This is a genomic window from Sphingobium sp. AS12 (genome assembly GCF_019097845.1).
Lineage (GTDB): Bacteria > Pseudomonadota > Alphaproteobacteria > Sphingomonadales > Sphingomonadaceae > Sphingobium.
Map to the genome: position 1 here is coordinate 18,754 of NZ_JAHRGM010000002.1, position 23,416 is coordinate 42,169.

Genomic DNA, 23,416 nt, shown 5'->3' on the forward strand with positions numbered 1-23,416 from the left:
CGGATAATCTGCCCGGAATGGGGGCATAATGATCCGGACACTCGCAGCGTTACTCGCAACCAGCACCTGCATCGTGGCGCTCGCCACACCAGCGGCCGCGCAGACGCGCGAATACAATATTCCTGCCGGATCATTGAAGTCCGCCCTCGACGCCTATGTGCGCCAGTCGGGGCAGCAGGTCGTCTATCGCTCTGACGAGGTCCGCTCAGCGCACTCGCCCGGCGCTCGCGGAGCCCTCTCCGCCGAGGCAGCTCTCGCAAATCTGCTCACCGGCAGCGGCTTCACCACCCGCGTCGATGGCAAACTCGTGGCAATTGTACGGGGGGGAAACGGAAGCATAGCAGCTGGTAATGGTCCGGGGGAAGGCGGACTTCCTTCGTCAAATGAGGACGTGATCACCGTAACGGGAACTCGCATCCGCGGCGTCACCGTGGCATCACCCATAATTTCGGTAACAAGAGACGAGATGGCCAATGCAGGCCAGACGGATGTCGGTCAGGTAGTTCGCTCCATCCCCCAAAGTTTTACCGGCGGGCAAAATCCTGGCGTAGTATCGGGGACCCCGGGTATTCAGAATCAGAATTTCAATGCTTCCTCAACAATCAATCTTCGCGGGTTAGGCGCCGATGCGACTCTTACGCTCATCAATGGTCATAGGGTCGCCTATGACGGCGCGTCGCAGGCAGTCGATATTTCTGCGATACCTCTTGCCGCCGTTGATAGGCTTGAAGTTATCACCGACGGGGCGTCTGCGATATACGGATCCGATGCGGTGGCGGGCGTGGCGAATGTCATTTTGCGAAAAGACTTTGAGGGTCTGGCTGCTGAAGCCCGCATAGGAGCCGCGACCGAGGGTGGCTATTTTCAGCAACAATATAGCCTTGTCGGCGGCGCGCGTTGGAGCAGCGGCGGGTTCATGGCTGCCTATAACTATGTTCGCGATACCGATATTTCGGCAGGCCAAAGAGACATAACCAGCGCAATCAACGAAACGACTACGCTCTTGCCCTATCAGCGGCAGCACTCCGGAATATTTACAGGACATCAAGCGCTGTCGCCCAAGCTCGATCTCGTTATCGATGCAACTTATAATTGGCGAGCCAACAACTCAGGCTATGCCGATACCACGACGCAACCGTATCAATATGCCGGTTCATTTGCGACGCAAGATACAGAGAGCTTTTCCATCGCCCCAAAGCTCGATTGGAATGTGTCAAAGGACTGGCGGTTATCCCTACAAGGGCTTTATGGAGACAACCGGTCGGACTTTAACTCATTCCTGTACGCCAATGGCGCCGCCTATCTGCAACTGCCAGGCTACTACAAGAATGAGACGAGGCTCGTCGAGCTGAATGCAGAAGGCTCGCTCATCCGACTTCCTGCGGGCACTGCTCGAATTGCGATGGGTGGGGGATATCGACGGGTTGGTTTACACGGCTATGGTCGACAGGAAACGCCGACCTCCTCGCTGTTGTCGGCCGACTATGATCGCTCGCTCAAAAGCAAATATGCATATGCGGAGCTGTTCGTCCCGATCGTTTCGCCCGCACTGGCCGTTGCAGCCGTATCACGCCTGGAAGCGACTGCTGCCGTACGATATGAGGATTATGGATCACAAGGGGCTCTGGCCACCCCGAAGCTGGGGCTGATTTATGCTCCCGTCAGCGAACTCACCCTCCGCGGAACCTGGGGCAAATCTTTCAAGACGCCGACGCTCTACCAGCTTTACACGGGCTATCGGGCTTCCCTGCTCTCAGCATCAATGGTGGGGACGACGAATGCGCCGCCAGGCTCGACGGTTCTCCTTGCCACGGGTGGGAATCCGGACCTCAAAGCTGAAAAGGCAACAAACTGGACGATTGGCGCCGAATTCAAACCTAGATGGCTGCCGGGGCTGTCGATTGAAGGCAGCTATTTCGATATCCGATATCGAAACAGGATCAACACGCCAGGGATCGCGCTGAGCAACATCCTGACGAATCCACTTTTTAGTGACGTCATCACGGGCAATCCTGCAGTGGACCTAGTCTCCTCGCTAGCTGCGGGTTCGCGCACACCATTGAACAATGTATCAGGTCTTCCGTTCGATCCCTCCAAGGTCATTGCATTTATCGACGGCCGATATCTGAACGTGTCACGCCAGGATATTCACGGTGTCGATATCCAACTGCGTTACTCGACGACTCTGGCTAGTGGAGATCGCATCCTAGTCAGCGGATCGACAGCATATTTGTCCAGCAATCAGAAGCTGCTTGCCCAATCGGATGCAAAGCAATTGGCCGGGGTGCTCTACAATCCACCTCATTGGAGAGCGCGAGGCGGCGGAACATGGAGCCACGGATCGCTCAATACCTCCCTGTTCGTCAATTATGTCGGATCGGTGATGGACAACAGCGCCACGCCTTTTGTGAAAGTGAGAGGCATGACGACAGCTGATGCTGTTGTCCGGCTGGCCATACCTTCGGATGTCTCGGCGATTGGAGGTATGACCTTCGGATTTGCGATCAACAACATATGGAATACGAAACCGGCCGTCATTCGGGAAACCGACCCACGCCAGCCACCTTATGACTCCACCAACTACTCAGTCATCGGCCGGACGATAAGCTTATCAGTTTCGACGCGGTGGTAGACGCGCGCTTGTTCATGCTCAAGCGTCTACTACTCGTTGGTTTCGCAGTGGGAACTTCGCTAAATGCCGATGCCCACGCCCGGCAGTTCGCGACGGTTCGTACCGGCATAGAGATGACTCTTGTCGGCACGCCATATGATACAGGGTCGGGCCATCCAGCTGTTTTGTCGCCAGATGGTCGCCGCGCGGCTGTAGTGACCTACAGGGGCGACGTCAGCCAAAACACCCTTCAATATCGAATTCTTCTATTCCAAAGACGACGTGACGGACGATTTGGACGGCCAGCTGTCACAATGGCCCTGTCCTCACAGGAAATAGGCAATAAACCGGGTATATCGACGCTTAGATGGAGCCGAGACTCGAGAATCCTTTATACACTCGCCGCTGACGATAAAGGGATCACACAGTTATTCACCGTCGATCTGTCCGACGGAAGGCGATCAGCCGTCACTTCATCTAAGTCTGATCTTATCGATTTTGCTACTGACGCCAGTGGAAGGATTCTGGCCTATATAGAACGTAAGCCAATTGTCTCGGTAACGGGGCAGCGAGGCGTATTCGCCGGGAAGATAATCTCTAGTGAGAATATTTACACGCTCCTGTCCGGTAAGTCACAGCCATCAACAGCCCAGGGAATAGGCGGCGGCAATATTGTCAGGCTTGAAATTGATGGTGTCACTGCCGCGATCGACTTGCCTGCTGAAGAATGGCCTGTGTCGGGAGGGATGTCCGTATCTCCATCAGGCCGATATGTCGTTATTCCGGTCGCAATGACCAGATCAGCCATTCCGGCTTCTTGGTCGGCGCTGCCATTGCCCGTCCACTGGGACTTTTTTTACGGCCTGCGCGCTTATGATCGCGTTTCCGGTGAGTTGCGCTGGCTCTATGATGGGCCCGTAAACTGGAAAAACCGAACGGTAACCTGGTCTCGCGATGAGCAGAGCGCCTTGATAACAGCCTTGCTTGTGTCGCAAGCCGATGGGCAAGTGCCGCAGGAAAGCATGGCGGTCGTCGATGTCGCGACGGGGATTAGCGCCTCGAAATTCCCCGGCGATTTTGAAGTCGTCAATCCCGACGCCGCGCTTGAAGATGTCCAGTTGATAGACCCAGCCACTGATGGACGGCCCTATTCCATGTCGAGACTGGAGGCCGAGTGGGTGATAAAATCCATCCCGTCTCAAGATTGGCAGATAATCCTTTCGCAATCCATGAATCAGGCTCCATTGCTGATGCAGCAAAAAGAGGGAGCACAGCGTCTCCTTCTCGACCTTAATCCTGAAATGACGCGTGCGCGTTTGAATCATGTCCAACAATATCGCTGGAAAAACAGCGCCGGCGTCACTCTAACCTGCGGCCTTTACATGCCTCGGGGGTTCAAAAAAGGCTTCCGCTATCCGTTGATCATCCAGACGCATGGATGGACCGACAAGCTCTTCTGGTTCGATGGCCCATCGAGCGCCGGTTTCGCGGCGCAAAGTCTGGCGGATGAAGGATTTCTCGTTGCACAGATTGGAGGCTTGGAGAATGGGCTCTCTACAACGCGTGAAGGCTCAGCGAGCGCCGACGCGTTCGACACACTGATCGATGCCCTGGTTCGCGAAGGATGGGCCGATGACAGCAGATTGGGCATTACGGCCTGGAGTCGGACTGGCTTCGCCGTCCGTTCAGCATTGGCGTTCGGCCGGCACCGTTTCGGCGCGGCCGTGCTTGTTGATTCCATGAACTCTGGCTTCCTCGACTACCTATTAAGTTCAGACACCTTGAAAGGCGTGGCAGAGCGCCAGATGGGCGCGGCGCCTTACGGCGCCGGTCTCGATGCATGGCGCATATCCTCACCAATGTTCAATTTCGACCGTATCACCGCGCCTGTCCGACTCGTAAAGCTTGGCCCCCAATTATTGGAGCAATGGGAGGACTGGGCATCAGCACGCCATTTGGGCAATCCTATAGATTTCGTCTGGTTGCCCGAGGCAAACCATTGGCCCATCCTTCCTCTGGAGCGCTTGGAGATTCAGCAAGGCGCGGTCGACTGGTATAAATTCTGGCTTTTAGACAGTCTGGATCCTACTGACGATAAAAAGGCGCAATATATCCGTTGGCAAGCGCTCAAGCAGGTCGGCAGATGACATCTGATTTATCTGGCAAGCGGACACGGACATTGTCATTTTGCTGGTAGGCGTTTGCGTTGGATGGCTCTCCACTTCTTTGCACGCCGGCCCGCTGCCGCTGGTCGGATTGGCACTCAGGATTACCAAATCGCTTGATGTCTGATTCATGAGGTTCTGTGTCGAGACGCGGAGCGGACGATGGAGATCAAGCGATACGAGTTGAGCGAAGCGAAGTGGACGAAGATAGCACCTGTGGTGTCTGGCAAGGCGGGCGCTCCGCGGGACGGGCACTGACAACCCCTTGATTGTGAAAAGATGTTTGTGGGTGTTACGCTCGGGCGCACACTGGTGCGACCTGCGGGCAACATCACCGCTTTCCGCCACAATGACGCTATGCCATCCGACCTAGTGACGGCCGACGTTGTGACTGAAAGCGCGGCGTCATTGGCAGCGGTAAGATCTGCTGACCCCAAAAAGAACCTGTGGACCCCAACGGGTCACTGCCGCCAATCCCGCACTTTTGAGAGCTTGGGACCAAGCCCGCAGACAATGATGTCGGCCAAGCGGGCAAGAGGCCCGCATGACCCCGACCAAACTCCTCATCGGCCAGATCCTCGTGGTGCTCGCGATCATCCTCGCGAGCATCTGGACGGCGACCCAATGGGCTGCAGCCCAACTCGCCCACCAGCCGGAGCTCGGCTCGCCATGGTTCGTGCTTTTCGATGCGCCGGTCTATCACCCTTGGTCGATCTTCCCGTGGTGGTTCAGCTTCGATGCGTACGCGCCGCTAGTCTTCGACGAAGCTGGCGCGATCGCGGCGGCCGGCGGATTTATCGGCTGCGGCGCCGCGATCTTCGGTTCGGTGTGGCGCGCACGCCAGTCCAACAACCTCACGACGTATGGCTCGGCGCGATGGGCGACGCACAAGGACATCCTGTCCGCAAAGCTGTTTGATGACCGTGGTGTTGCGCTCGGCCGGATCGGCGGCAACGACTTGCGCCATGACGGCCCGGAGCATGTCATGGCCTTCGCGCCCACAAGAAGCGGCAAGGGTGTCGGCTTGGTCGTGCCGACCCTTCTATCTTGGACCGGCTCCACCGTCGTCCATGACATCAAGGGCGAGAACTGGCAGCTGACTGCTGGCTGGCGCGCCTGTTTCTCGCACTGCCTGCTCTTCAACCCGACCGACTCCCGCTCGGCGCGCTATAATCCGCTGCTAGAAGTCCGGCGCGGCGTGAACGAAGTCCGCGATGTCCAGAACATCGCCGACATCCTCGTCGACCCGGAAGGCGCGCTGGAGCGTCGAAACCACTGGGAAAAAACCAGCCATTCGCTTTTGGTCGGCGCGATCCTGCATGTCCTCTACGCTGAGGAAGAGAAGACGCTCGCACGCGTAGCGACATTCCTATCCGATCCACAACGCTCATTCGCCGCGACCCTGCGCCGGATGATGGCGACCAACCATCTCGGCAGCGCAGATGCTCCGCGGGTGCATCCGGTGGTCGCCTCGGCCGCCCGCGAACTGCTCAACAAGAGCGAGAACGAGCGCTCAGGCGTGCTGTCGACCGCCATGTCATTCCTTGGGCTGTACCGTGATCCGACCGTGGCCGCGGTCACGTCCGCCTCCGACTGGCGGATCGCTGATCTGGTGGAGGCCGCGCATCCAATCTCGCTCTACCTTGTCGTGCCGCCGTCGGACATTAGCCGCACGAAGCCGCTGGTCCGCCTGATCCTCAACCAGATCGGCCGACGGCTGACCGAGGAACTGCGCGGTACCGGCAAGGACGGCGAAGCCGCGAAGGGCCGCCACCGCCTGCTGATGATGCTCGACGAGTTTCCGGCGCTGGGGCGGCTTGATTTCTTCGAGACGAGCCTCGCCTTCCTCGCCGGCTATGGCGTGCGCGCCTTTCTGATCGCGCAGAGCCTCAACCAGATCGAGAAGGCTTACGGCGAGCACAACGCCATCCTCGACAATTGCCACGTCCGTATCGCATTCGCGACCAACGACGAGCGCACCGCCAAGCGGATATCGGACGCACTGGGCACCGCGACCGAGCAGCGCGCGATGCGCAATTACGCCGGACATCGTCTCGCACCTTGGCTCGCGCATGTCATGGTCAGCCGGCAGGAGACCGCGCGTGCGTTGTTGACGCCGGGCGAAGTGATGCAACTCGCGCCGACCGACGAGCTGGTGCTGATCTCGGGCCATCCGCCGATCCGCGCGAAGAAGCTGCGCTACTATGAGGATCGCCGGTTCACCGCGCGTGTCCTGCCAGCGCCGTCGCTTGATGCCGACGGGTACCGCGACCGTCCGGCCGCGCGTCCCGACGACTGGGCCGGACAGGTGCGTGGCGCCGATATGCGCCTCTCTGCCGCTAGCGACAACGAAGACGGCGCCGATGCCGGCGGCCTGGAACAGGCTCGCCATCCGGCGCACGAGATTGAACCGGTGGTCGTGGTCGAGCCTGAGATCGCCGACCCGCTCGGGCTCGGCGAGGACGATGGCGACCAAGCCGCCGAACGCCGGGCAATGGACCGTGTCCAAGCGCTCGGCACCGCTCGCACCGTCTACGGTCTTGATGCCGCCTCTGGTCGCCCCGACGACCTCCAGCTGGGGTTCTGACCATGGACAAGGTCCGCCACCAGCTGTTCCTGCCCAAGACATTGTCTGATCGGTTGGAAGCTCTCGCCGTCAAGCCGGGAGCCAGCAAGTCCGCGATTCTCGTCGATGCGGTAACTGCTTGGCTCAATCGCCGCGGTGCCTCCGAACTGGAGGACCGGTTCGCAATCCGGCTCGACCGGCTGACGCAGGCGATCTGCCGGGTCGACCGGGACACCTATGTCATTCTCGAGACGCTGGCGCTGTTCATCCGCTTCGAACTCGCGATCCAGACCCCGCTCGCCGAGAACGATCAAGCCGGCCGTGCGCTCGGCGCCAAGCGGTTCGAAGCCTTCGTCACCCAGGTCGGTCGGCAGGTCTCGACCGGGCGTCGCACGCTCGGCGCATCGGGGGACGGCGAATGAGCGCCACCCTGTCCGGCGAACGTCGCCGCCGCATGCTCATCACCGCGCTCGGCGCCGACATCGCATCGGCCATGCGCGACCCGCTGGTCATCGAGATCATGGTCAATCCCGATGGCGCGCTGCGGCTTGACCGGCTCGGCGAAGGCCGCACCGATACCGAAGTCCGGATCGAACCTGAACAGATCGAGCGAATCATCCGGCTGGTCGCGAGCCATGCCCGCGCCGAAGTCCATGCCGAGCATCCGATCATCTCGGCCGAACTGCCACCGCATATCGAGGGCCGGGCAGGAGAGCGGTTCGAAGGCGTGCTGCCGCCAGTGTCAACGGCGCCATGCTTCTCGATCCGGAAGCCTGCGCAAAAGCTCCACACGCTCAACGACTATGTCGCTGACCGGCTGATGACGGAGGCGCAGGCCGACGCGCTGCGCGCTGCGGTCACCCAGCGCTACAACATCCTCGTCGCGGGCGGCACCAGCTCGGGCAAGACCACTCTCGCCAATGCGCTGCTCGCCGAGATGGCGTGGGTCGATGCCCGCGTCATCCTGATCGAGGACACGCGCGAGCTGCAATGCCCGCTACCCGACACGGTGGCGCTCCGCACCCGGCCGCCGCATGTGTCGATGACCGAGCTGGTCCGCTCGACCATGCGCTTGCGCCCCGACCGCATCGTGGTCGGCGAGGTCCGCGGCCCCGAAGCGCTCGACATGCTCAAGGCTTGGAACACCGGCCACCCCGGTGGAATCGCGACCGTTCACGCCAACAGCGCGACCGCGGCGCTCTACCGCATCGAGCAGCTCGTGCAGGAGGCGGTGGTCACAGTGCCGCGCCAGCTGATCGCGGAAGCCATCGACATCATCGTGTTCATATCCGGGCGCGGCATCGATCGCCGCGTCTCGACCATCGCGCGCGTCGCCGGGCTCGACCCCGACACCGGCAGCTACGCGCTCGCCGACTTTCCCACCGCCAGACCCAAGGAGATCTGATCCATGACCCGCGCCCAACTATCTCGCCTTCCCGGCAACCGCCATCTGCTGGTCGGTGCCGCGATCGGCCTCGCGCTCACGCTCGCCACCCAGGTCCAGGCCGCCGGCTCCGGCATGCCGTGGGAAGAACCGCTCCAGCAGGTGCTGGAATCGGTGCAAGGACCGGTCGCCAAAATCGTCGCGGTGATCATCATCATCGTCACCGGCCTCACCCTCGCGTTCGGCGAAACCGCGGGCGGGTTCCGGCGCCTGATCCAGATCGTGTTCGGATTGTCGATCGCGTTCGCCGCCTCGTCCTTTTTCCTGTCCTTCTTCAGCTTCGGCGGCGGGGCGCTGATCTCGTGATCGGAAGCGGCCAGCATATCGAAGGCTTCGAGGTGCCGATCCACGGCTCGCTCGGCAGTCCACTGCTGCTCGGCGGCGCTCCGCGCGGCCTCGCGATCGTCAACGGCACGCTGGCCGCTGCGGTCGGCCTCGGCCTCCAGCAATGGTTGGCCGGGGTGCTGCTCTGGGCGGTCGGGCACAGCGTGGCGGTGATGGCCGCTCGCCGCGACCCGAGCTTCGCCCCCGTCCTCCTCCGCCACATCCGCCAGAAGGGGTATTACGCATGCTGAGCCTGCGCGAATATCGCGACCGCGCCGAGCGGCTTGCCGACCATCTCCCCTGGGCGGCGCTGGTCGCCCCTGGCGTGGTGCTCAACAAGGACGGCAGCTTCCTTCGGGTGCTGGCGTTCCGCGGTCCCGATCTCGAATCCGCGACCGAAGCCGAACTGGTCGCGGCCTGCGCGCGGGCGAACAATGCGCTGAAGCGCTTCGGCAGCGGCTGGGCCTTGTTCTTCGATGCCGAGCGGCGCGAGGCACTGGCCTATCCCGACAGTGCCTTTCCCGATGCGGCGAGCTGGCTGGTCGATGGCGAGCGGCAGGCGGCGTTCGAGGCGGACGGCACCCATTTCGAGAGCCGCTATCACCTGACGCTGACCTGGCTGCCGCCGGCCGACGCGACCGATCGCGCGGGACGCTCGCTGGTCGAGCGACCCGATGGCGACAAGGAGCGTGACTGGCGCGGTGCGCTGGAGAGCTTCGTCGCCGAGACCGAGCGGGTGCTCGATCTGCTCGCCGGCTTCATGCCCGAGGTGCGGCCGCTCGACGATGGCGCGACGCTGACCTTCCTCCACGGCACGATCTCGGACCGGCGGCATGCCGTCGCGGCACCCGAGACACCGATGTATCTCGACGCGATCATCGCCGACACGCCGCTGGTCGGCGGGCTGGAGCCGCGGCTCGGCGACCTGCATGTCCGCACGCTTACGATCCTCGGCTTCCCGAGCCTCAGCCGGCCGGGCATCCTGGATGCGCTCAACCACCAGGACTTCGGGTATCGCTGGGTCACGCGCTTCATCGCGCTCGATAAGACGCTCGCGACCAAGACGCTCACGTCGCTGCGCCGCCAATGGTTCAACAAGCGCAAGTCGGTCTCCGCGCTGCTACGCGAAGTGCTCTACAACCAGCCGGCACAACTGCTCGACAGCGACGCCGACAACAAGGTCGTCGATGCCGACCTCGCCCTGCAGGCGCTCGGCGGTGACCATGTGGCCTTCGGCTACCTGACCACGACGATCACGGTCACCGACCGGAGCCGGGCGGCGGTCGAGGACAAGGTCCGGGCGGTCGAGCGGATCGTCAACGGCCTGGGCTTCACCTGCGTCCGTGAAGGCGTCAACGCTGTCGAAGCCTGGCTCTCGTCCTTGCCGGGACACGTCTATGCCAATGTCCGGCAGCCACTGGTCCACACCCTCAACCTCGCGCATCTGATGCCGCTCTCGTCGGTGTGGGCCGGGCCGGTGCGCAACACGCATCTCGACGGACCGCCGCTGCTTGTCGCGAAGACTGCCGGCTCGACGCCGTTCCGACTGTCCACCCATGTCGGCGATGTTGGCCATATGATGGTGGTCGGGCCGACCGGTGCGGGCAAGTCAGTGCTGCTTAGCCTGGTCGCGCTTCAGTTTCGCCGCTACGCCGACGCGCAAGTCTATATCTTCGACAAGGGCAATTCCGCCCGTGCCGCCGTGCTGGCGATGGGCGGCGCGCACCATGCGCTCGGCTCGGCCGAATCCGATGGCGATGCGCTCGCCTTCCAGCCACTCGCCGGCATCGACGATGCCAATGAGCGGAGCTGGGCCGCAGACTGGATCGCGGCGCTGCTTGCCGCCGAGAATGTGCCGGTTACGCCGGAGGTCAAGGACGCCGTCTGGACTGCGCTCGGCAGCCTCGCCTCGGCACCGCGCGAAGAGCGGACCATGACCGGCCTCGCGCTGCTGCTCCAGTCGAACGCGCTTCGGATCGCCCTCCAGCCCTATACGCTCGAAGGCCCGCATGGCCGCCTGCTCGACGCGGCCGAACAGCAACTCGCACTCGCCGACGTCCAGTGTTTCGAGACCGAGGCGCTGATGGGCCAGGCCGGGGCCGTCGCGCCGGTGCTGACCTATCTGTTTCATCGGCTTGAGGAGCGGTTCGACGGGCGGCCGACGCTGCTGATCCTCGACGAAGCCTGGATCTTCCTCGACCACCCGTTGTTCGCGGCGCGCATCCGCGAATGGCTCAAGGTGCTGCGCAAGAAGAATGTTGCGGTGCTGTTCGCGACGCAGAGCCTCGCCGACATCGCAGGGTCGGCGATCGCGCCGGCCATCATCGAGAGCTGTCCCCAACGCATCCTGCTGCCCAACGACCGCGCGATCGAGCCGCAGGGCCACGACATCTATGCGCGGTTCGGGCTCAACTACGCCCAAATCGAGTTGATCGCTCGGGCCACGCCCAAGCGGCATTATTACCTGCAATCCGCGCGCGGCAACCGGCTGTTCGAACTCGGCCTCGGCCCTGTCGCACTGGCGCTGTGTGGGTCGTCCGACCCTGCCGCGCAGGCGCGGATCGACGCCATCCTCGCCGAGCACGGCCGCAGCGGCTTTGCCGCCGGCTTCCTGCGCGATGCCGGGCTCGACTGGGCGGCCGATCTCGCCGCCGGCTTCCCGGCTCCAGACCTGTCCACCTCCCAAGCCCCCCAAGAAGGAGAAGAGTAATGCGTATCCCCACTCGAAAGCACGTCATCGCGGCGGCCCTTGGCCTCGGCACCATTGGTTCGCTTGGCATGGGCTTGGTGTTGTCGGCCACGCCGGCGCACGCCCAGTTCGGCGGCGTCGTGTTCGACCCCAGCAATTACGCGCAGAACATCCTGACCGCCGCGCGCACGCTGCAGACCGTGAACCAGCAGATCCAGCAGCTCCAGAACGAAGCACAGATGCTGGTGAACATGGGCAAAAACCTCACCCGCATCGATTTTCCGCAGCTCAATGCGCTCAAGCAGAAGCTCGCCGAGATCGATCGGCTGATGGGCCGGGCACAGGCGATCGACTTCCGAGTCGACCAGCTCGACGACAAGTTCCAGTCGCTGTTCCCGCAGGACTTCTCGTCGGCGCTGCGCACCGATGCCCGTGTACGCGATGCCCGCTCGCGGCTCGATGCCAGCATGGGTGCCTTTCGCCAGACGATGACGGTGCAGGCGCAGGTCGTGGAGAATATCCAGTCGGACACCGAGGCACTCGCCGACATCGTCGCGCGCAGCCAGGGTGCGGAAGGGTCTCTGCAAGCGCAACAGGCGACCAACCAGTTGCTCGCGCTCACCACCAAGCAGCAGTTCCAGCTCCAGCACATGATGGCGGCGCAGTTCCGCAGCGAGGCTGTTGAACAGGCGCGTCGCGCCACCCAGGCCGCCGAGGCGCGCGCGGCGACCAAGAAGTTCCTCGGATCCGGATCGGCCTACACGCCCCGATAGCCCCCTCGGGCCCGAGAGGCCCGATCCGGACCTGCGATCGGCGGCGTTCCATCCCGCCACCGGTCGTCGTCGCGGGGCGCGGTCCAGCTCCCCCACCGCGTCCCGCGACATCTCTTCAATCGCCAGCAGGAAGGCAGCCACTTGAACGACCTCAACGTCATCGACCGCTTCCTGCAGGCGTTCATCACCTACATCGACAGCGGGTTTGGGCTGCTCGGTCCCGATGTCGGGTTCCTGACCGCGACGCTGATCGGCATCGACATCACGCTCGCCGGCCTGTTCTGGGCGATGGGCGGCGAGGACAATGTCATCGGCCGCTTCCTCCGCAAGATCCTCTACATTGGCGCGTTCGCGTTCATCCTGAACAGTTTCTCGACGCTCGCCGACATCATCTTTCGCTCATTCGCGCAGGCCGGCCTGACCGCGGGCGGCGGCACCTTGTCGGCCGACGACCTGCTCAAGCCCGGGCGGCTTGCCGGCACCGGCTTCTCGGCGGCGTGGCCGCTGCTCGAACAGGCGAGCGAGATGGTCGGCTTCACGACCTTCTTCGACAATTTCCTGACGATCATGATCCTGCTGTTCGCCTGGGCGCTGGTGATCGTCGCCTTCTTCATCCTCGCCGTGCAGATGTTTGTCTGCATCCTCGAGTTCAAGCTGACCAGCCTCGCCGGCTTCATCCTCGTGCCGTTCGCGCTGTGGAACCGGACCAGCTTCCTCGCCGAGCGCGTGCTCGGCAATGTTGTGAGCTCGGGCATCAAGGTGATGGTGCTCGCCGTCATCGTCGGCATCGGCTCCAACTTCTTCACGGAGTTCACCGAAGCGCTCCAGGGCCAGGAACCCGATATCGGCCAGGCCATGAGCCTCGTGCTCGCCAGCCTGTCGCTGTTCGGCCTGGGCATCTTCGGTCCGTCGATCGCCTCCGGCCTGGTCGCCGGGGCACCGCAACTGGGTGCCGGCGCGGCGCTCGGCACGGCGGTTGGTGCGGCCGGCGTGACCATGCTGGCCGGTGGCGCAGCCGCCGGTGGCGCGCGGGCGCTGGGCGGGGCGGCGCTCGGCGCGGTCCGCTCGGGCACGGCGATGGGGTCGGCCGCATCGACCGCCTACCAGCTCGGCCGCGAGACGGCCGCGACGCCATCGGTCGGCGCTGGCCTTGGCGGGGTGGCGCGTGCCGCCGGCAATGCCGCCAAGTCGCGCGCCAGCAGTGCGCTCGGGCTGGGCGAGGCCGCTGCCGGCGGACGCCAGGCTGCATGGAACGCGCTCAACCAAAATTCGACCCAGAACTCTCCGTCGTCGTCTCAGGGTGGACCGGGCGGCGGCGGGGAGACCGGCACGCCCGCCTGGGCACGCGCGATGCGCGACCTGCAGACTAGCCGGCATCGGCGTCAGCTCGCCATCCACACGCTCCAGCAGGGCGATCGCGGCGGAGCCTCCGCCACCCCCGACATCAAGGAAAGGAACGACTGAGCCATGTTTTTCAAGCGAAGTGCGCAGCGCTACGGGCGCACACCACCCCCGGAAACGCCGTACCAGCGCGCGGGTCAGCTCTGGGACGACCGGATCGGCTCGGCGCGGGTGCAGGCGCGCAACTGGCGGCTGATGGCGTTCGGCTGCCTTGCTCTCACCGCCGGCACTTCGGCAGGACTCGCATGGCAGTCGCTGCAAAGCCGCGTCACGCCCTATGTGGTCGAGGTCGACCGGCTCGGCGAGGCGCGGTCGGTTCAGGCCGCCGATGTCGATTACCGACCGACTGATCCGCAGGTCGCCTGGCACCTGTCGCACTTCATCACCAATGTCCGCTCGGTGTCGCTCGACCCGGTGCTGATGCGCCGCGACTGGCTCGAGGCCTACGACTTCGCCACCAAGCGCGGCGCGCAGTTTCTCGGCGAATATGCCCGTTCGGCCGCGCCCTTCGCCAATGTCGGCGAGCGGACTGTGTCGGTTCAGGTCACCAGCGTGGTGCGGGCGTCGGACAAGTCGTTCCAGGTGAAGTGGACAGAGACCGCGTTCGAGCGCGGCTCGCAATCCGGCACCAGCCGCTGGACCGCGATCCTGACGACCGTCACCCGCCCGCCGGCCTCCGCCGATGTGCTGCGCAAGAACCCGCTCGGCATCTACGTCGACGCGATCGACTGGAGCCGCGAACTGGACGGCGAAGCGCCCGTTGCGCCTGCGCCGACCGCGTTACCCGCGAAGGCACCCTCGACTGTCGCAAGCTCGATCCCCGCCGGGTCGCCGCTCGATCCCGCGACCGGCACCCCGGCCATCAACTCCCAGGAGACGCAACCATGAAATCGGCCATCCTTCCAGCGCTCGCCGGAATTCTCGCCGCCACGCCGGCACTCGCCCAGCCCGAAACAACGGCGGGATCGATCCGTCATGTCGCGACCGCAAACCGCGTTGCGACCTTCCGGCCGGCGCAGTCCGGGTTCATCGGCGGCGCGCAGGTCTATCCCTGGAGCGAGGGTACGATCTATATCGCCTACACGGCGCCCGGACTGGTGACCGACATCGTCCTCCAGTCCGGTGAATCGCTGATCGCGGTGGCGAGCGGCGATACCGCGCGCTGGGTGATCGGCGACACTACCAGCGGCTCCGGCGAGACGAAGCAAACGCATTTGCTCGTGAAGCCCTTCTCGGGCGGTCTCGTCACCAATCTTGTCGTTACGACAGACCGTCGCACCTATCATGTCCGGCTGGTCAGCACTTCGGCGACCGCGCTGTCGTCGATGCGCTGGACCTATCCGCAGGATGAGCTGCTGGCGTTCCGACGCAAGGCGGAAGCCGAGCAAGCCGCTGCGCCAGTCGCTACGGGACTGTCGGTCGGGACGCTTCACTTCAACTACGCGATCAGCGGCGACAAGCCTGTATGGCGTCCGTTGCGCGCATTCGACGACGGCCAGCGGACCTATGTCGAGTTCCCCGCATCGTTGGCGAGTAACGAGGCCCCGCCACTGTTTCTCGTCGACCGTGAGGGCAAGGCTGAGCTGGTCAACTACCGGCTGAGCGGCCGCTTCTATATCGTCGACCGAATTTTCGACGCCGCAGAGCTTCGTCTCGGCCTCAAGAAGCAGCAGATTGTTCGCATCGACCGCACAGCGCCATCCGCCAAGCGGAGGGGCGCATGACGGAGGCAGCTGCACCCGCGACAGCCGCATCGGGCTTGCCCCCGAAGGTCGATCCAGAGACCTTGGCCATCCGTTCGCGCCCGGCGCGGGCGATCCGCTTCCGCAAGGGTGCGATCATCGGCATTGCGGCGCTTGGATCGGTCAGCCTGATGGGAATCGCCTGGATGGCGCTCAAGCCGCAGGTGTTCCGGCAGGTGGCCCAGGAAAGCGAGCTTTCGCAGCCGATGTCGAAGCCGGCGTCCGACGCGCTATCCAGCTTGCCGTCCAGCTACGGCGACGCGCCGAAGCTGGGGCCGCCGCTTCCCGGCGACCTCGGTCGGCCGATCCTGCGGGCGCAGCAACAGGCGGAGGGTGTGGCCCCACCCGCGCGGGTCGATACCGCCGAGGCCGAACGCCAACAGCGCCTCGCCGATCTCAAGGCCGCGCGGGAATCGGGATTGATGGCGCAGGTGCAATCGAGCCGTGGTGCTCCGGTCTCGAGGGAGATTGATCCGGCCGCGAGTGTATCAGGCACCCAACCAACGCCGTCGGCCGCAGCCGGCACCCGCAAGGAGCAATTTGTCTCGGCGCGGGACAAAGACGGCGACATCAACTCCGGCGGTTTGGTCGCGCCGGTTTCACCGAACAGCCTGCTCGCCGGCAGTGTCATCGCAGCGAGCCTCATCACCGGGCTGAACTCCGATTTGCCCGGCATGGTCACGGCGCAGGTGACGCAGAACGTCTTCGACACGGTGACGGGCCATATCCTGCTAGTGCCGCAGGGTGCACGGTTGATCGGCAAATACGATTCCGTCGTAGCGTTCGGCCAGCGTCGCGCGCTCGTCGTGTGGCAGCGCCTCATCCTGCCCGATGGCAGCTCGATCCGGCTCGACAACATGCCCGCGACCGATCCGGCAGGCTATTCAGGTCTCGCCGACAAAGTCGACTTTCACACCTGGGCGCTTCTGAAGGGCGTGGCGATCGCCACGTTGCTCGGCGTCGGTTCTGAATTGTCGATCTCGGGTGAAACCGATCTCGTTCAGGCCATCCGCGAGTCCGCCCAATCGAACACGGCACGGGCGGGCGACCAGATCGCGCAGCGTAACCTCGACATCCAGCCGACGATCACGATCAGGCCGGGCGCGCCGCTCCGAGTGCTCGTGACCCGCGATCTTGTCCTGGCGCCGTGGCGCGGCATAACGGGGAGTTGACCGATGGTTGATCTGAAACTCGCCAAGTTGCCGGATCGCACACCGGTCAAGCTCGCCATCACCATCACACCCGACTTGCAGAGCTCTCTCAATGATTACGCCGCGCTCTATGCGCAGGCCTATGGCCGCGAGGAGCCGGTGACCGAACTGATCCCCGCGATGCTGACGTCGTTCCTCGAGAGCGACCGCAACTTCGCCAGGGCGCGCGACGACGCGCGCAAGGGGCGGCCATGATCGAGCGGGCTTGGGAGCAGAAGATCGAGCCCCTGACGGTGCGTATCTCGACGGCCGTCCGCATCACCGGTCTCAGCCGGTCAAGGATCTACGAGCTGATCCAGTCCGGCGACATCGACACGGTGAAGGTCGGTCGCTGTACACTGGTTCAGTTCGAGAGCCTGAAAGCACTGACCCGCAGTCGGGCGGTGTCGGACGGCTGAGGTTGGCTAGCGGCCATTCGCTCGAACCCGACAGCTTATTGCAACCTCCGCGGAATTCGCCCCAAACTGGATGGTCGGCTATCGATCGATGCCATCGTCGGCGCGGGCGTATAGTTCGGGACGCGTCCGGGCGAAGTGAAGGCGTGTCGCGCGAGCCTCGGCAAGCCCCGGTGCGAAGGCCTCCCATGCCGCCACCGCCGCGACGAGACTGCCTGATCGCTTGAGCAGCCGGTCAGCGAGCGCGACCACGACCAGGTTCGGCGTGACTTCGGGCCGGACCGCCAGCAGTCGTTCCAGCGCCTGCGCCTCATTTCCGGGACCAAGTCGGTCGGCGAGGATCGCCAGCGCTACCCCGGCGGAGCGTCCCACGCCGTGGAAGCAATGCACCAGCAGCGAGCGATCGGTCCAAGCCCGCGCGAAGACGACCGCGCGCTCCACGTCTCCCAGCGTCGCCACGCGGATGCCGAGGCTGTCGGTGTCGACATCCTCGAACTGGAGCACGAGATGCGCCCTTCCGGGATCGGGCGCGAACCGTAGTCGCAGGTTTGGCCGGGCACCCGGCTCCTCGATCGTGATCACCGCGTCGAACTTCCGCTTGTGGCGCTTCGCCTGCGGCAGGCTTCCGACGGACACGCCGCCGGGCTCGGGTGATGCGAGCGGGGTTGGTTTCGTATGTCCCGACATGGTTCGTGCTCACGGAATTGCAGTGAGACCGTTAGGACAATGCCCGCGCCATTGTGGGGAACGTGCCGGTGCCTGTCTGGCCACCGGTACGCCCACGGCCGGCGATCAGGCGCGCCGCGCCGCCGGAAAGGCTGGCCGTAGGATCTTCCCACCGCCGCGCAGCTGGTCGAGATAGTCCGACCAGCGCTGCATCATGACGACGCGCTCGTCCCAATATTCGCCGCGAGCATAGGCTCGCCGGACCTGGTTGGTGTCGACATGGGCGAGCTGGCGCTCGATCGCGTCGGGGTTCCATTCGCCCATCTCGTTGAGCAGCGTCGCGGCCATCGCCCGGAAGCCGTGCGCGGTCATCTGGTCGGTCGTGTAGCCGAGCTTGCGCAAGCCTTGGTTGACGGCATTCTCCGACATCGCCTTGCGCGGCTTGCCGAGGCACGGGAACAGGTACTTCCACCAGTGCGTGTGCTCGTGAAGCTCCTTGAGCATCGCGATCACCTGCCGTGACAGCGGCACCCGGTGCGGCCGTCGCATCTTCATGCGCTCCGCAGGGATGAACCAGATTGCCTCGTCGAAATTGATATCGGTCCATTCGGCCTGCCTCAGCTCGCCGGGCCGAAGCAGCACATGTGGGGAGAGCCGCATTGCCATGACGGTGACCTTGTGGCCGCTGTAGCCGTCAATGGCCCGGAGCAAAGCGCCGACCTCGGATGGCCGCGTAATGGCCGCGAAATGCTTGACCTTGGGCACGGCGATCGCGCCGCGAAGGTCGGCGGCCACATCCTTGTCGCACCGGACGGTCGCCACGCCATAGCGAAACACCCGGCTCAGGACGCTGCGCATGCGCCGCGCACTCTCGTAGGCCCCGGTCGCCTCGACCTTGCGAAGCACGGCGAGCGCCTCATGCGGCGTGATCTGCGCGATCGGGATGGTGCCGATCAATGGATAGGCCTTGGCAAGCAGCCAGCGGATCTTGTCGACGGTCACCGGCGCGAGACCGTCCCGCTCGCATTTGACGAGCCATTCCTCGGCGACCGCCTCGAAGGTGTTGGCAGCGGCATATTTCGCAGCGATCCGTGCGCGCTTTTTCTCGAGCGCCGGATCGATCCCCTCGGCAATCTTCTTTTTCGCTTCGTCGCGCCGGACACGCGCGTCCGCGAGGCTTATGGTTGGCCACCCACCGAGATGAAGCTTCTTTTGCTTGTCCAGAAACCTGTAGTTTAAGCGCCATAGCTTCGAGCCATTGGGCTGGATGACGAGATAGAGGTTTTGAGAATCGGATAGGTTCCAAGCCTTCGCTCTCGGCTTGGCGGCATTGATCTGGATGTAGGTCAGCATGGTCGTTTTCCCAGCAAGGCCGGGTCAATCCGAGGGCAGCAAAAAGGGCAGCATTTGTGGTCGCTGCTGATGCCCTTAGCCGGATTTCGCCGGACGGTGTCTGGCGATTCTCGGCCTAAAAATGCTGTGAAACCAGCCGCTTACTGGACGTCTCTGGACGTATCCAGAGCCAGTATTGGTGCCCAGAAGAGGACTCGAACCTCCACGACCTTGCGATCGCCAGCACCTGAAGCTGGTGCGTCTACCAATTCCGCCATCTGGGCACGGGGTAGGAGCGCGCAACTAGCCGCTGCCCTTGGGGCTGTCAACGCAGGAAAGCGGATAATTTTTGTGGTTCGGGCAAAAAGGCGGGTTATGGGCGATCACGCCCTTAGCCTAACAGGATGCCCTGCCATGACCCATGCCGACTTTGTGCCGCCCGCCCTGTTTGTCCGGTCTGACGGGTTGCGTTTGGCCTATCGGCAGCGGAGCGGGGTGGGGCCGACGGTCGTCTTTCTGCCAGGCTATATGTCCGACATGGAGGGGGGTAAGGCGATCGCGCTCGATGACTGGGCGGCGGCAACCGGGCGGGCGATGCTGCGAATGGACTATGCCGGGTGCGGGGCGAGCGACGGCCGGTTCGAGGATGGGACGCTGGCCAGTTGGCGCGATGATGTGCTGTTGCTGATCGATGCGCTGGTTGAGGGGCCGGTGGTGCTGGTGGGATCATCCATGGGTGGCTGGCTGGCGCTGCTGGTGGCGCTGGCGCGGCCGGAGCGGGTGGCGGGGCTGGTCGGGATCGCGGCGGCGCCGGATTTCACCGACTGGGGCTTTACCGACGCGGACAAGGCATTGCTGATGACCGAGGGGCGGATCGAGGAGCCGACCCCCTATGGCGACCAGCCCTATGTGACGACATGGGGGTTTTGGGAATCGGGGCAGGCGCTGCGACTGCTCGATGGGCCGATCGCGATCGACTGCCCGGTGCGGCTGCTTCAGGGGCAGCGGGACGATGATGTGCCATGGGAGACGGCGCTGCGGATCGCGGGGCTGGTGCGTTCATCCGATGTGCAGACGCTGCTGGTTAAGGACGGCGACCACCGCCTTTCCCGCGACGGCGACATCGCCCTGCTGATCCGCACCGTCGCCAGCCTGCTGGATAGTCTCTGATGCCCCTTTTTCTACCGATCCTGTTGCTGGCTCAGGCCTATGATCCGGAGATAGAGGCGGTGATGAGCCGCAGCCGCAAGGAGAAGCAGGAGGCTGCCGCCGCAGCGGTTGCAGCGCCCAGGACGACGGCGGCGCGGGAGGATGGGCAGATTCCTGTCCCCGCCAAATTCGCCGCGCCCTTCCAGGCCTGTCTGGATCAGGCGGTCGAATCGCCCGATGCGGCGGTGGCCTTTGCGCAGAAATGGCGGATCGATGGCGGGAGCTTCTATGCGCGGCACTGCATGGGCTTTGCCTATGCGCGGGCGGAGCGTTGGGCGCCCGCGATCGTCGCGTTCGAGCAGGCCGCCGAGGAGGCCGAGCGCAGCGCCGAGATGGCACAGAGCGCAAGGTTGTGGGCGCAGGCAGGCAATGCGGCGCTGGCCAGCGGGGACGTGGCCAAGGCGCGGCAGGATTTCGACGCGGCGCTGGCACGGGGACTGCCCGACGGCATGGAGAAGGGCGAGGTGCATCTCGATCGGGCGCGGGCGCTGGTGGCGCTGGGTGACGGGGCGGCGGCGCGGGAGTCGCTGGATGTGGCACTGGCGCAGGCGCCCAAGGATCCGCTCGCCTGGCTGCTGTCGGCGACGTTGGCGCGGCGGTCGGGTGAAATGCCGCTGGCGCAGGCGCATATTGCCCGCGCGGTGCAACTGTCGCCCGATGATGCGTCGGTAGCGCTGGAGGAGGGCAATATCGCCGTCCTGACCGATCATGAAGATGTGGCGCGATCGGCCTGGCAGCGGGCGGTCAGGCTGGCGCCGACGGCAGCGGCAGGAAAGGCGGCGGCGGACAATCTGTCACGATTGCCCGCCGCTGGCCGATGAAAGCCGACACTGAGCCGTACATATGTAATGGTTTTATTGTTACATATTTAAGTCATTGTTATTTAAGGTAAAAATCAACAGTCGTGACGACACGGACCTTTTTATAGGGGGTGTCGCTCGATCCGTCGCCGCCTTCGCCGTCGCGGGCCTCGATCGAGAAATAGCCCTGGGTCGCGCTCTTGATGCTGCCGACGCTGATGCCGCTGTCCTGCGCGAATTGTTCGGCGGCGTTGCGCGCGTCCTTGGTGGCGGCGGCGACCATGGGCGGCTTGAGGTCGTTGAGCTTGGTAAAGCTGTAGCGCATCCCCGACCCTTCCTGCAGCGTCACGCCGCGCCGGACGAGGTCGAATTGTTGCGCCACGGCGCGCTGGGCACGGGCGATGTCGGTGGTGCGCAGCAGCATCCGCTGGGTGATGGTGATGTTGTTGACGCCATTGTTGAGATATTGGTTCACCCCCGCGCCGACCGGGGTGAGCGCATCGGGCTTGAAGCCCAAGCTGGCGAAATAGGCCTTGAGTTCGCGGGTGTTATTGTCGATTTCGGCGCGGACCGAGGGCAGGTCGAAGCCGGTCGCGGAATAGCTGATCGACCAGGTGGCAAGGTCCGCCGTCACGTCCTTTTCAGCAAGACCGCGCACGGTGACCGATCGGTCCGCCGCCTTGGCGCGTTTAAGCCCGTCGCCCAGCAGATAGCCGCCGCTCATGACACCCAACGCCAGCAGCGCGGCGCTGCCCAGTAAAACCTTGTCCCGCAATTCCAATGCCATAATGCTTTCCTCTTCCTTCGGGGGATGCGCGACCTTATCTATAGGGCAGCCTTGCACGTCCTGAGATGAACCGTTGCTTTATGGCGACGAATGGAGTGACCCTTGCCCAAATATCTGCATAGCATGGTCCGTGTGACCGACGTGGACAAAAGCATCGCCTTTTTCGACCTGCTGGGGCTGAAAGAGGTCAAAAGGTTCGACAGTGAACAGGGGCGTTTTACGCTGGTTTATCTCGCCGCGCCGGGGGACGAGGATGCGCAGGTCGAGCTGACCTATAACTGGCCCCCGACCGATGGCAGCCCGGCGGAAGTCTATGATGGCGGGCGCAATTTCGGCCATCTCGCCTACCGGGTCGAGAATATCTACGAGACCTGCCAGCGCTTTTTGGACGCAGGCGTGACGATCAACCGGCCTCCGCGCGACGGGCATATGGCGTTTGTGCGCACGCCCGACGGCATTTCGATCGAGCTGTTGCAGGACGGGCGGCTGGACCCGGCCGAACCCTGGCTGTCGATGCCCAATGTCGGCGCGTGGTGAGCGCGATGCTGGAAGTGGTCCGCATCCCCGTGCTGAGCGACAATTATGTCTGGCTGATGCATGACGCGGCCAGTGGCGAGACGGTGGTGATCGACCCGGCGGTGGCTGATCCGGTGCTGGCGGCAGCGGCAGAGCGCGGCTGGACGATCGGGCAGATCTGGAACACCCACTGGCATGGCGATCATGTCGGCGGCAATGCGGCGATCAAGGCGGCGACGGGCTGCACGATTACCGGCCCGGCGGCGGAGGCGGCAAAGATCGGCACGCTCGACCGGACAGTGGGCGAGGGCGACACTGTGCGGATCGGGACGCATGTCGCGACCGTGATGGAGGTGCCCGCGCACACCGCCGGGCATATCGCCTATCATCTGGCCGACGACGCCATCGTCTTTGTCGGCGATACGCTGTTTGCGATGGGCTGCGGGCGGTTGTTCGAGGGGACGGCGGCGCAGATGTTTGCGAATTTGGGCCGGCTGGGCGCGTTGCCGGAGGATACGGCGGTCTATTGCGCGCATGAATATACGCTCTCCAATGGCCGCTTCGCTCTGGGGGTGGAGCCGGACAATGATGCGCTGACCGTGCGGGTAGCGGAGGTCGAGGCGGCGCGGGCGCGCGGCGAGGCGACGGTGCCGACGACGATCGGGCAGGAGCGGGCGACCAATATCTTCATGCGGGCGCGGAGCGTAGAAGAGCTGGCGCAGCGCCGTGCGGCAAAGGATGCGGCCTGACGGAAACGGCTTTATGCTGCCGTCTTGTGGGCAGAG

The 23,416-nt window shown here is 63.9% G+C and carries 22 protein-coding genes and 1 tRNA gene; 19 read left to right on the forward strand and 4 right to left on the reverse strand.

The genetic code is table 11. From position 1 onward, the window contains the following. The first annotated feature begins 28 nt into the window (after positions 1-28). The 15 genes from KRZ98_RS04410 (at position 29) to KRZ98_RS04480 (ending at position 17,324) form a co-directional block, all read left to right on the forward strand. Entirely contained in the window at positions 29-2,632 is a 2,604-nt protein-coding gene (locus KRZ98_RS04410) for a TonB-dependent receptor (RefSeq protein ID WP_217672461.1), read from the forward strand. An 8-nt stretch (positions 2,633-2,640) separates the two neighbouring features. Further along, complete coding sequence (locus tag KRZ98_RS04415) at positions 2,641-4,758, forward strand: hypothetical protein (RefSeq protein ID WP_217672462.1); 2,118 nt, start codon at positions 2,641-2,643, stop codon at positions 4,756-4,758. A 562-nt stretch (positions 4,759-5,320) separates the two neighbouring features. Then, positions 5,321-7,363: a conjugal transfer protein TraG gene (locus KRZ98_RS04420; protein WP_217672463.1), complete on the forward strand. Its 2,043-nt coding sequence runs from the start codon at positions 5,321-5,323 to the stop codon at positions 7,361-7,363. A 2-nt stretch (positions 7,364-7,365) separates the two neighbouring features. Further along, on the forward strand, positions 7,366-7,764 hold the full coding sequence (locus KRZ98_RS04425) for a CopG family transcriptional regulator (RefSeq protein WP_217672464.1): 399 nt from the start codon (positions 7,366-7,368) through the stop codon (positions 7,762-7,764). Then, complete coding sequence (gene trbB, locus KRZ98_RS04430; protein ID WP_217672465.1) at positions 7,761-8,747, forward strand: P-type conjugative transfer ATPase TrbB; 987 nt, start codon at positions 7,761-7,763, stop codon at positions 8,745-8,747. Before KRZ98_RS04425 ends, trbB begins: the two co-directional genes overlap by 4 nt. Before the next feature lie 3 nt (positions 8,748-8,750). After that, entirely contained in the window at positions 8,751-9,092 is a 342-nt protein-coding gene (locus KRZ98_RS04435; protein ID WP_217672466.1) for a TrbC/VirB2 family protein, read from the forward strand. Further along, positions 9,089-9,361, forward strand: a complete 273-nt coding sequence (locus tag KRZ98_RS04440) for a VirB3 family type IV secretion system protein (RefSeq protein ID WP_217672467.1) — start codon at positions 9,089-9,091, stop codon at positions 9,359-9,361. Before KRZ98_RS04435 ends, KRZ98_RS04440 begins: the two co-directional genes overlap by 4 nt. After that, positions 9,355-11,820 (forward strand): conjugal transfer protein TrbE, encoded by a 2,466-nt coding sequence (trbE, locus tag KRZ98_RS04445; protein ID WP_217672468.1) that lies wholly within the window; start codon positions 9,355-9,357, stop codon positions 11,818-11,820. The genes KRZ98_RS04440 and trbE overlap by 7 nt, the downstream gene beginning before the upstream one ends. Next, positions 11,820-12,572, forward strand: coding sequence for a P-type conjugative transfer protein TrbJ (gene trbJ, locus KRZ98_RS04450; protein ID WP_217672469.1), 753 nt, complete (start codon positions 11,820-11,822; stop codon positions 12,570-12,572). The genes trbE and trbJ overlap by 1 nt, the downstream gene beginning before the upstream one ends. A gap of 141 nt (positions 12,573-12,713) precedes the next feature. Continuing rightward, on the forward strand, positions 12,714-14,036 hold the full coding sequence (gene trbL / locus KRZ98_RS04455) for a P-type conjugative transfer protein TrbL (RefSeq protein ID WP_217672470.1): 1,323 nt from the start codon (positions 12,714-12,716) through the stop codon (positions 14,034-14,036). Positions 14,037-14,039: 3 nt separating this feature from the next. Beyond that, entirely contained in the window at positions 14,040-14,861 is an 822-nt protein-coding gene (gene trbF, locus KRZ98_RS04460) for a conjugal transfer protein TrbF (protein ID WP_217672471.1), read from the forward strand. Beyond that, a complete protein-coding gene (gene trbG, locus KRZ98_RS04465) occupies positions 14,858-15,697 on the forward strand; it encodes a P-type conjugative transfer protein TrbG (RefSeq protein ID WP_217672472.1) in 840 nt (279 codons plus the stop codon). Before trbF ends, trbG begins: the two co-directional genes overlap by 4 nt. Beyond that, the gene (locus tag KRZ98_RS04470) at positions 15,694-16,887 is read left to right on the forward strand and encodes a TrbI/VirB10 family protein (protein ID WP_217672473.1); all 1,194 of its coding nucleotides are present in this window, start codon (positions 15,694-15,696) and stop codon (positions 16,885-16,887) included. The genes trbG and KRZ98_RS04470 overlap by 4 nt, the downstream gene beginning before the upstream one ends. Before the next feature lie 3 nt (positions 16,888-16,890). Further along, positions 16,891-17,121 (forward strand): DUF2274 domain-containing protein, encoded by a 231-nt coding sequence (locus KRZ98_RS04475; RefSeq protein WP_217672474.1) that lies wholly within the window; start codon positions 16,891-16,893, stop codon positions 17,119-17,121. Then, entirely contained in the window at positions 17,118-17,324 is a 207-nt protein-coding gene (locus tag KRZ98_RS04480) for a helix-turn-helix domain-containing protein (RefSeq protein WP_217672475.1), read from the forward strand. The genes KRZ98_RS04475 and KRZ98_RS04480 overlap by 4 nt, the downstream gene beginning before the upstream one ends. Before the next feature lie 78 nt (positions 17,325-17,402). Here KRZ98_RS04480 and KRZ98_RS04485 read toward each other — a convergent pair whose 3' ends face one another. The 3 genes from KRZ98_RS04485 to KRZ98_RS04495 form a co-directional block, all read right to left on the reverse strand. Further along, positions 17,403-18,008, reverse strand: coding sequence for a tyrosine phosphatase family protein (locus tag KRZ98_RS04485; RefSeq protein ID WP_217672476.1), 606 nt, complete (start codon positions 18,006-18,008; stop codon positions 17,403-17,405). Between the two features lie 105 nt (positions 18,009-18,113). After that, complete coding sequence (locus tag KRZ98_RS04490; RefSeq protein WP_217672477.1) at positions 18,114-19,340, reverse strand: integrase arm-type DNA-binding domain-containing protein; 1,227 nt, start codon at positions 19,338-19,340, stop codon at positions 18,114-18,116. A gap of 176 nt (positions 19,341-19,516) precedes the next feature. After that, positions 19,517-19,603: transfer RNA gene (locus tag KRZ98_RS04495), tRNA-Leu, on the reverse strand. A 130-nt stretch (positions 19,604-19,733) separates the two neighbouring features. On the opposite strand from KRZ98_RS04495, the gene KRZ98_RS04500 reads away from it, so the two are divergent. Both KRZ98_RS04500 and KRZ98_RS04505 read left to right on the forward strand, forming a co-directional pair. Beyond that, positions 19,734-20,489 carry an alpha/beta fold hydrolase gene (locus KRZ98_RS04500; protein WP_217672478.1) on the forward strand — a complete coding sequence of 252 codons (756 nt, stop codon included), beginning with the start codon at positions 19,734-19,736 and terminating at the stop codon, positions 20,487-20,489. Further along, positions 20,489-21,349, forward strand: coding sequence for a tetratricopeptide repeat protein (locus KRZ98_RS04505; protein WP_217672479.1), 861 nt, complete (start codon positions 20,489-20,491; stop codon positions 21,347-21,349). Before KRZ98_RS04500 ends, KRZ98_RS04505 begins: the two co-directional genes overlap by 1 nt. Positions 21,350-21,407: 58 nt before the next feature. Here KRZ98_RS04505 and KRZ98_RS04510 read toward each other — a convergent pair whose 3' ends face one another. After that, a complete protein-coding gene (locus KRZ98_RS04510) occupies positions 21,408-22,115 on the reverse strand; it encodes an SIMPL domain-containing protein (RefSeq protein WP_217672480.1) in 708 nt (235 codons plus the stop codon). A gap of 102 nt (positions 22,116-22,217) precedes the next feature. Here KRZ98_RS04510 and KRZ98_RS04515 point away from each other — a divergent pair, with 102 nt between their 5' ends. Together KRZ98_RS04515 and gloB are read left to right on the forward strand one after the other, a co-directional pair. Next, on the forward strand, positions 22,218-22,652 hold the full coding sequence (locus KRZ98_RS04515) for a VOC family protein (RefSeq protein WP_217672481.1): 435 nt from the start codon (positions 22,218-22,220) through the stop codon (positions 22,650-22,652). Positions 22,653-22,657: 5 nt separating this feature from the next. Then, positions 22,658-23,380, forward strand: a complete 723-nt coding sequence (gloB, locus tag KRZ98_RS04520; RefSeq protein WP_217672558.1) for a hydroxyacylglutathione hydrolase — start codon at positions 22,658-22,660, stop codon at positions 23,378-23,380. The last annotated feature ends 36 nt before the right edge of the window (positions 23,381-23,416 follow it).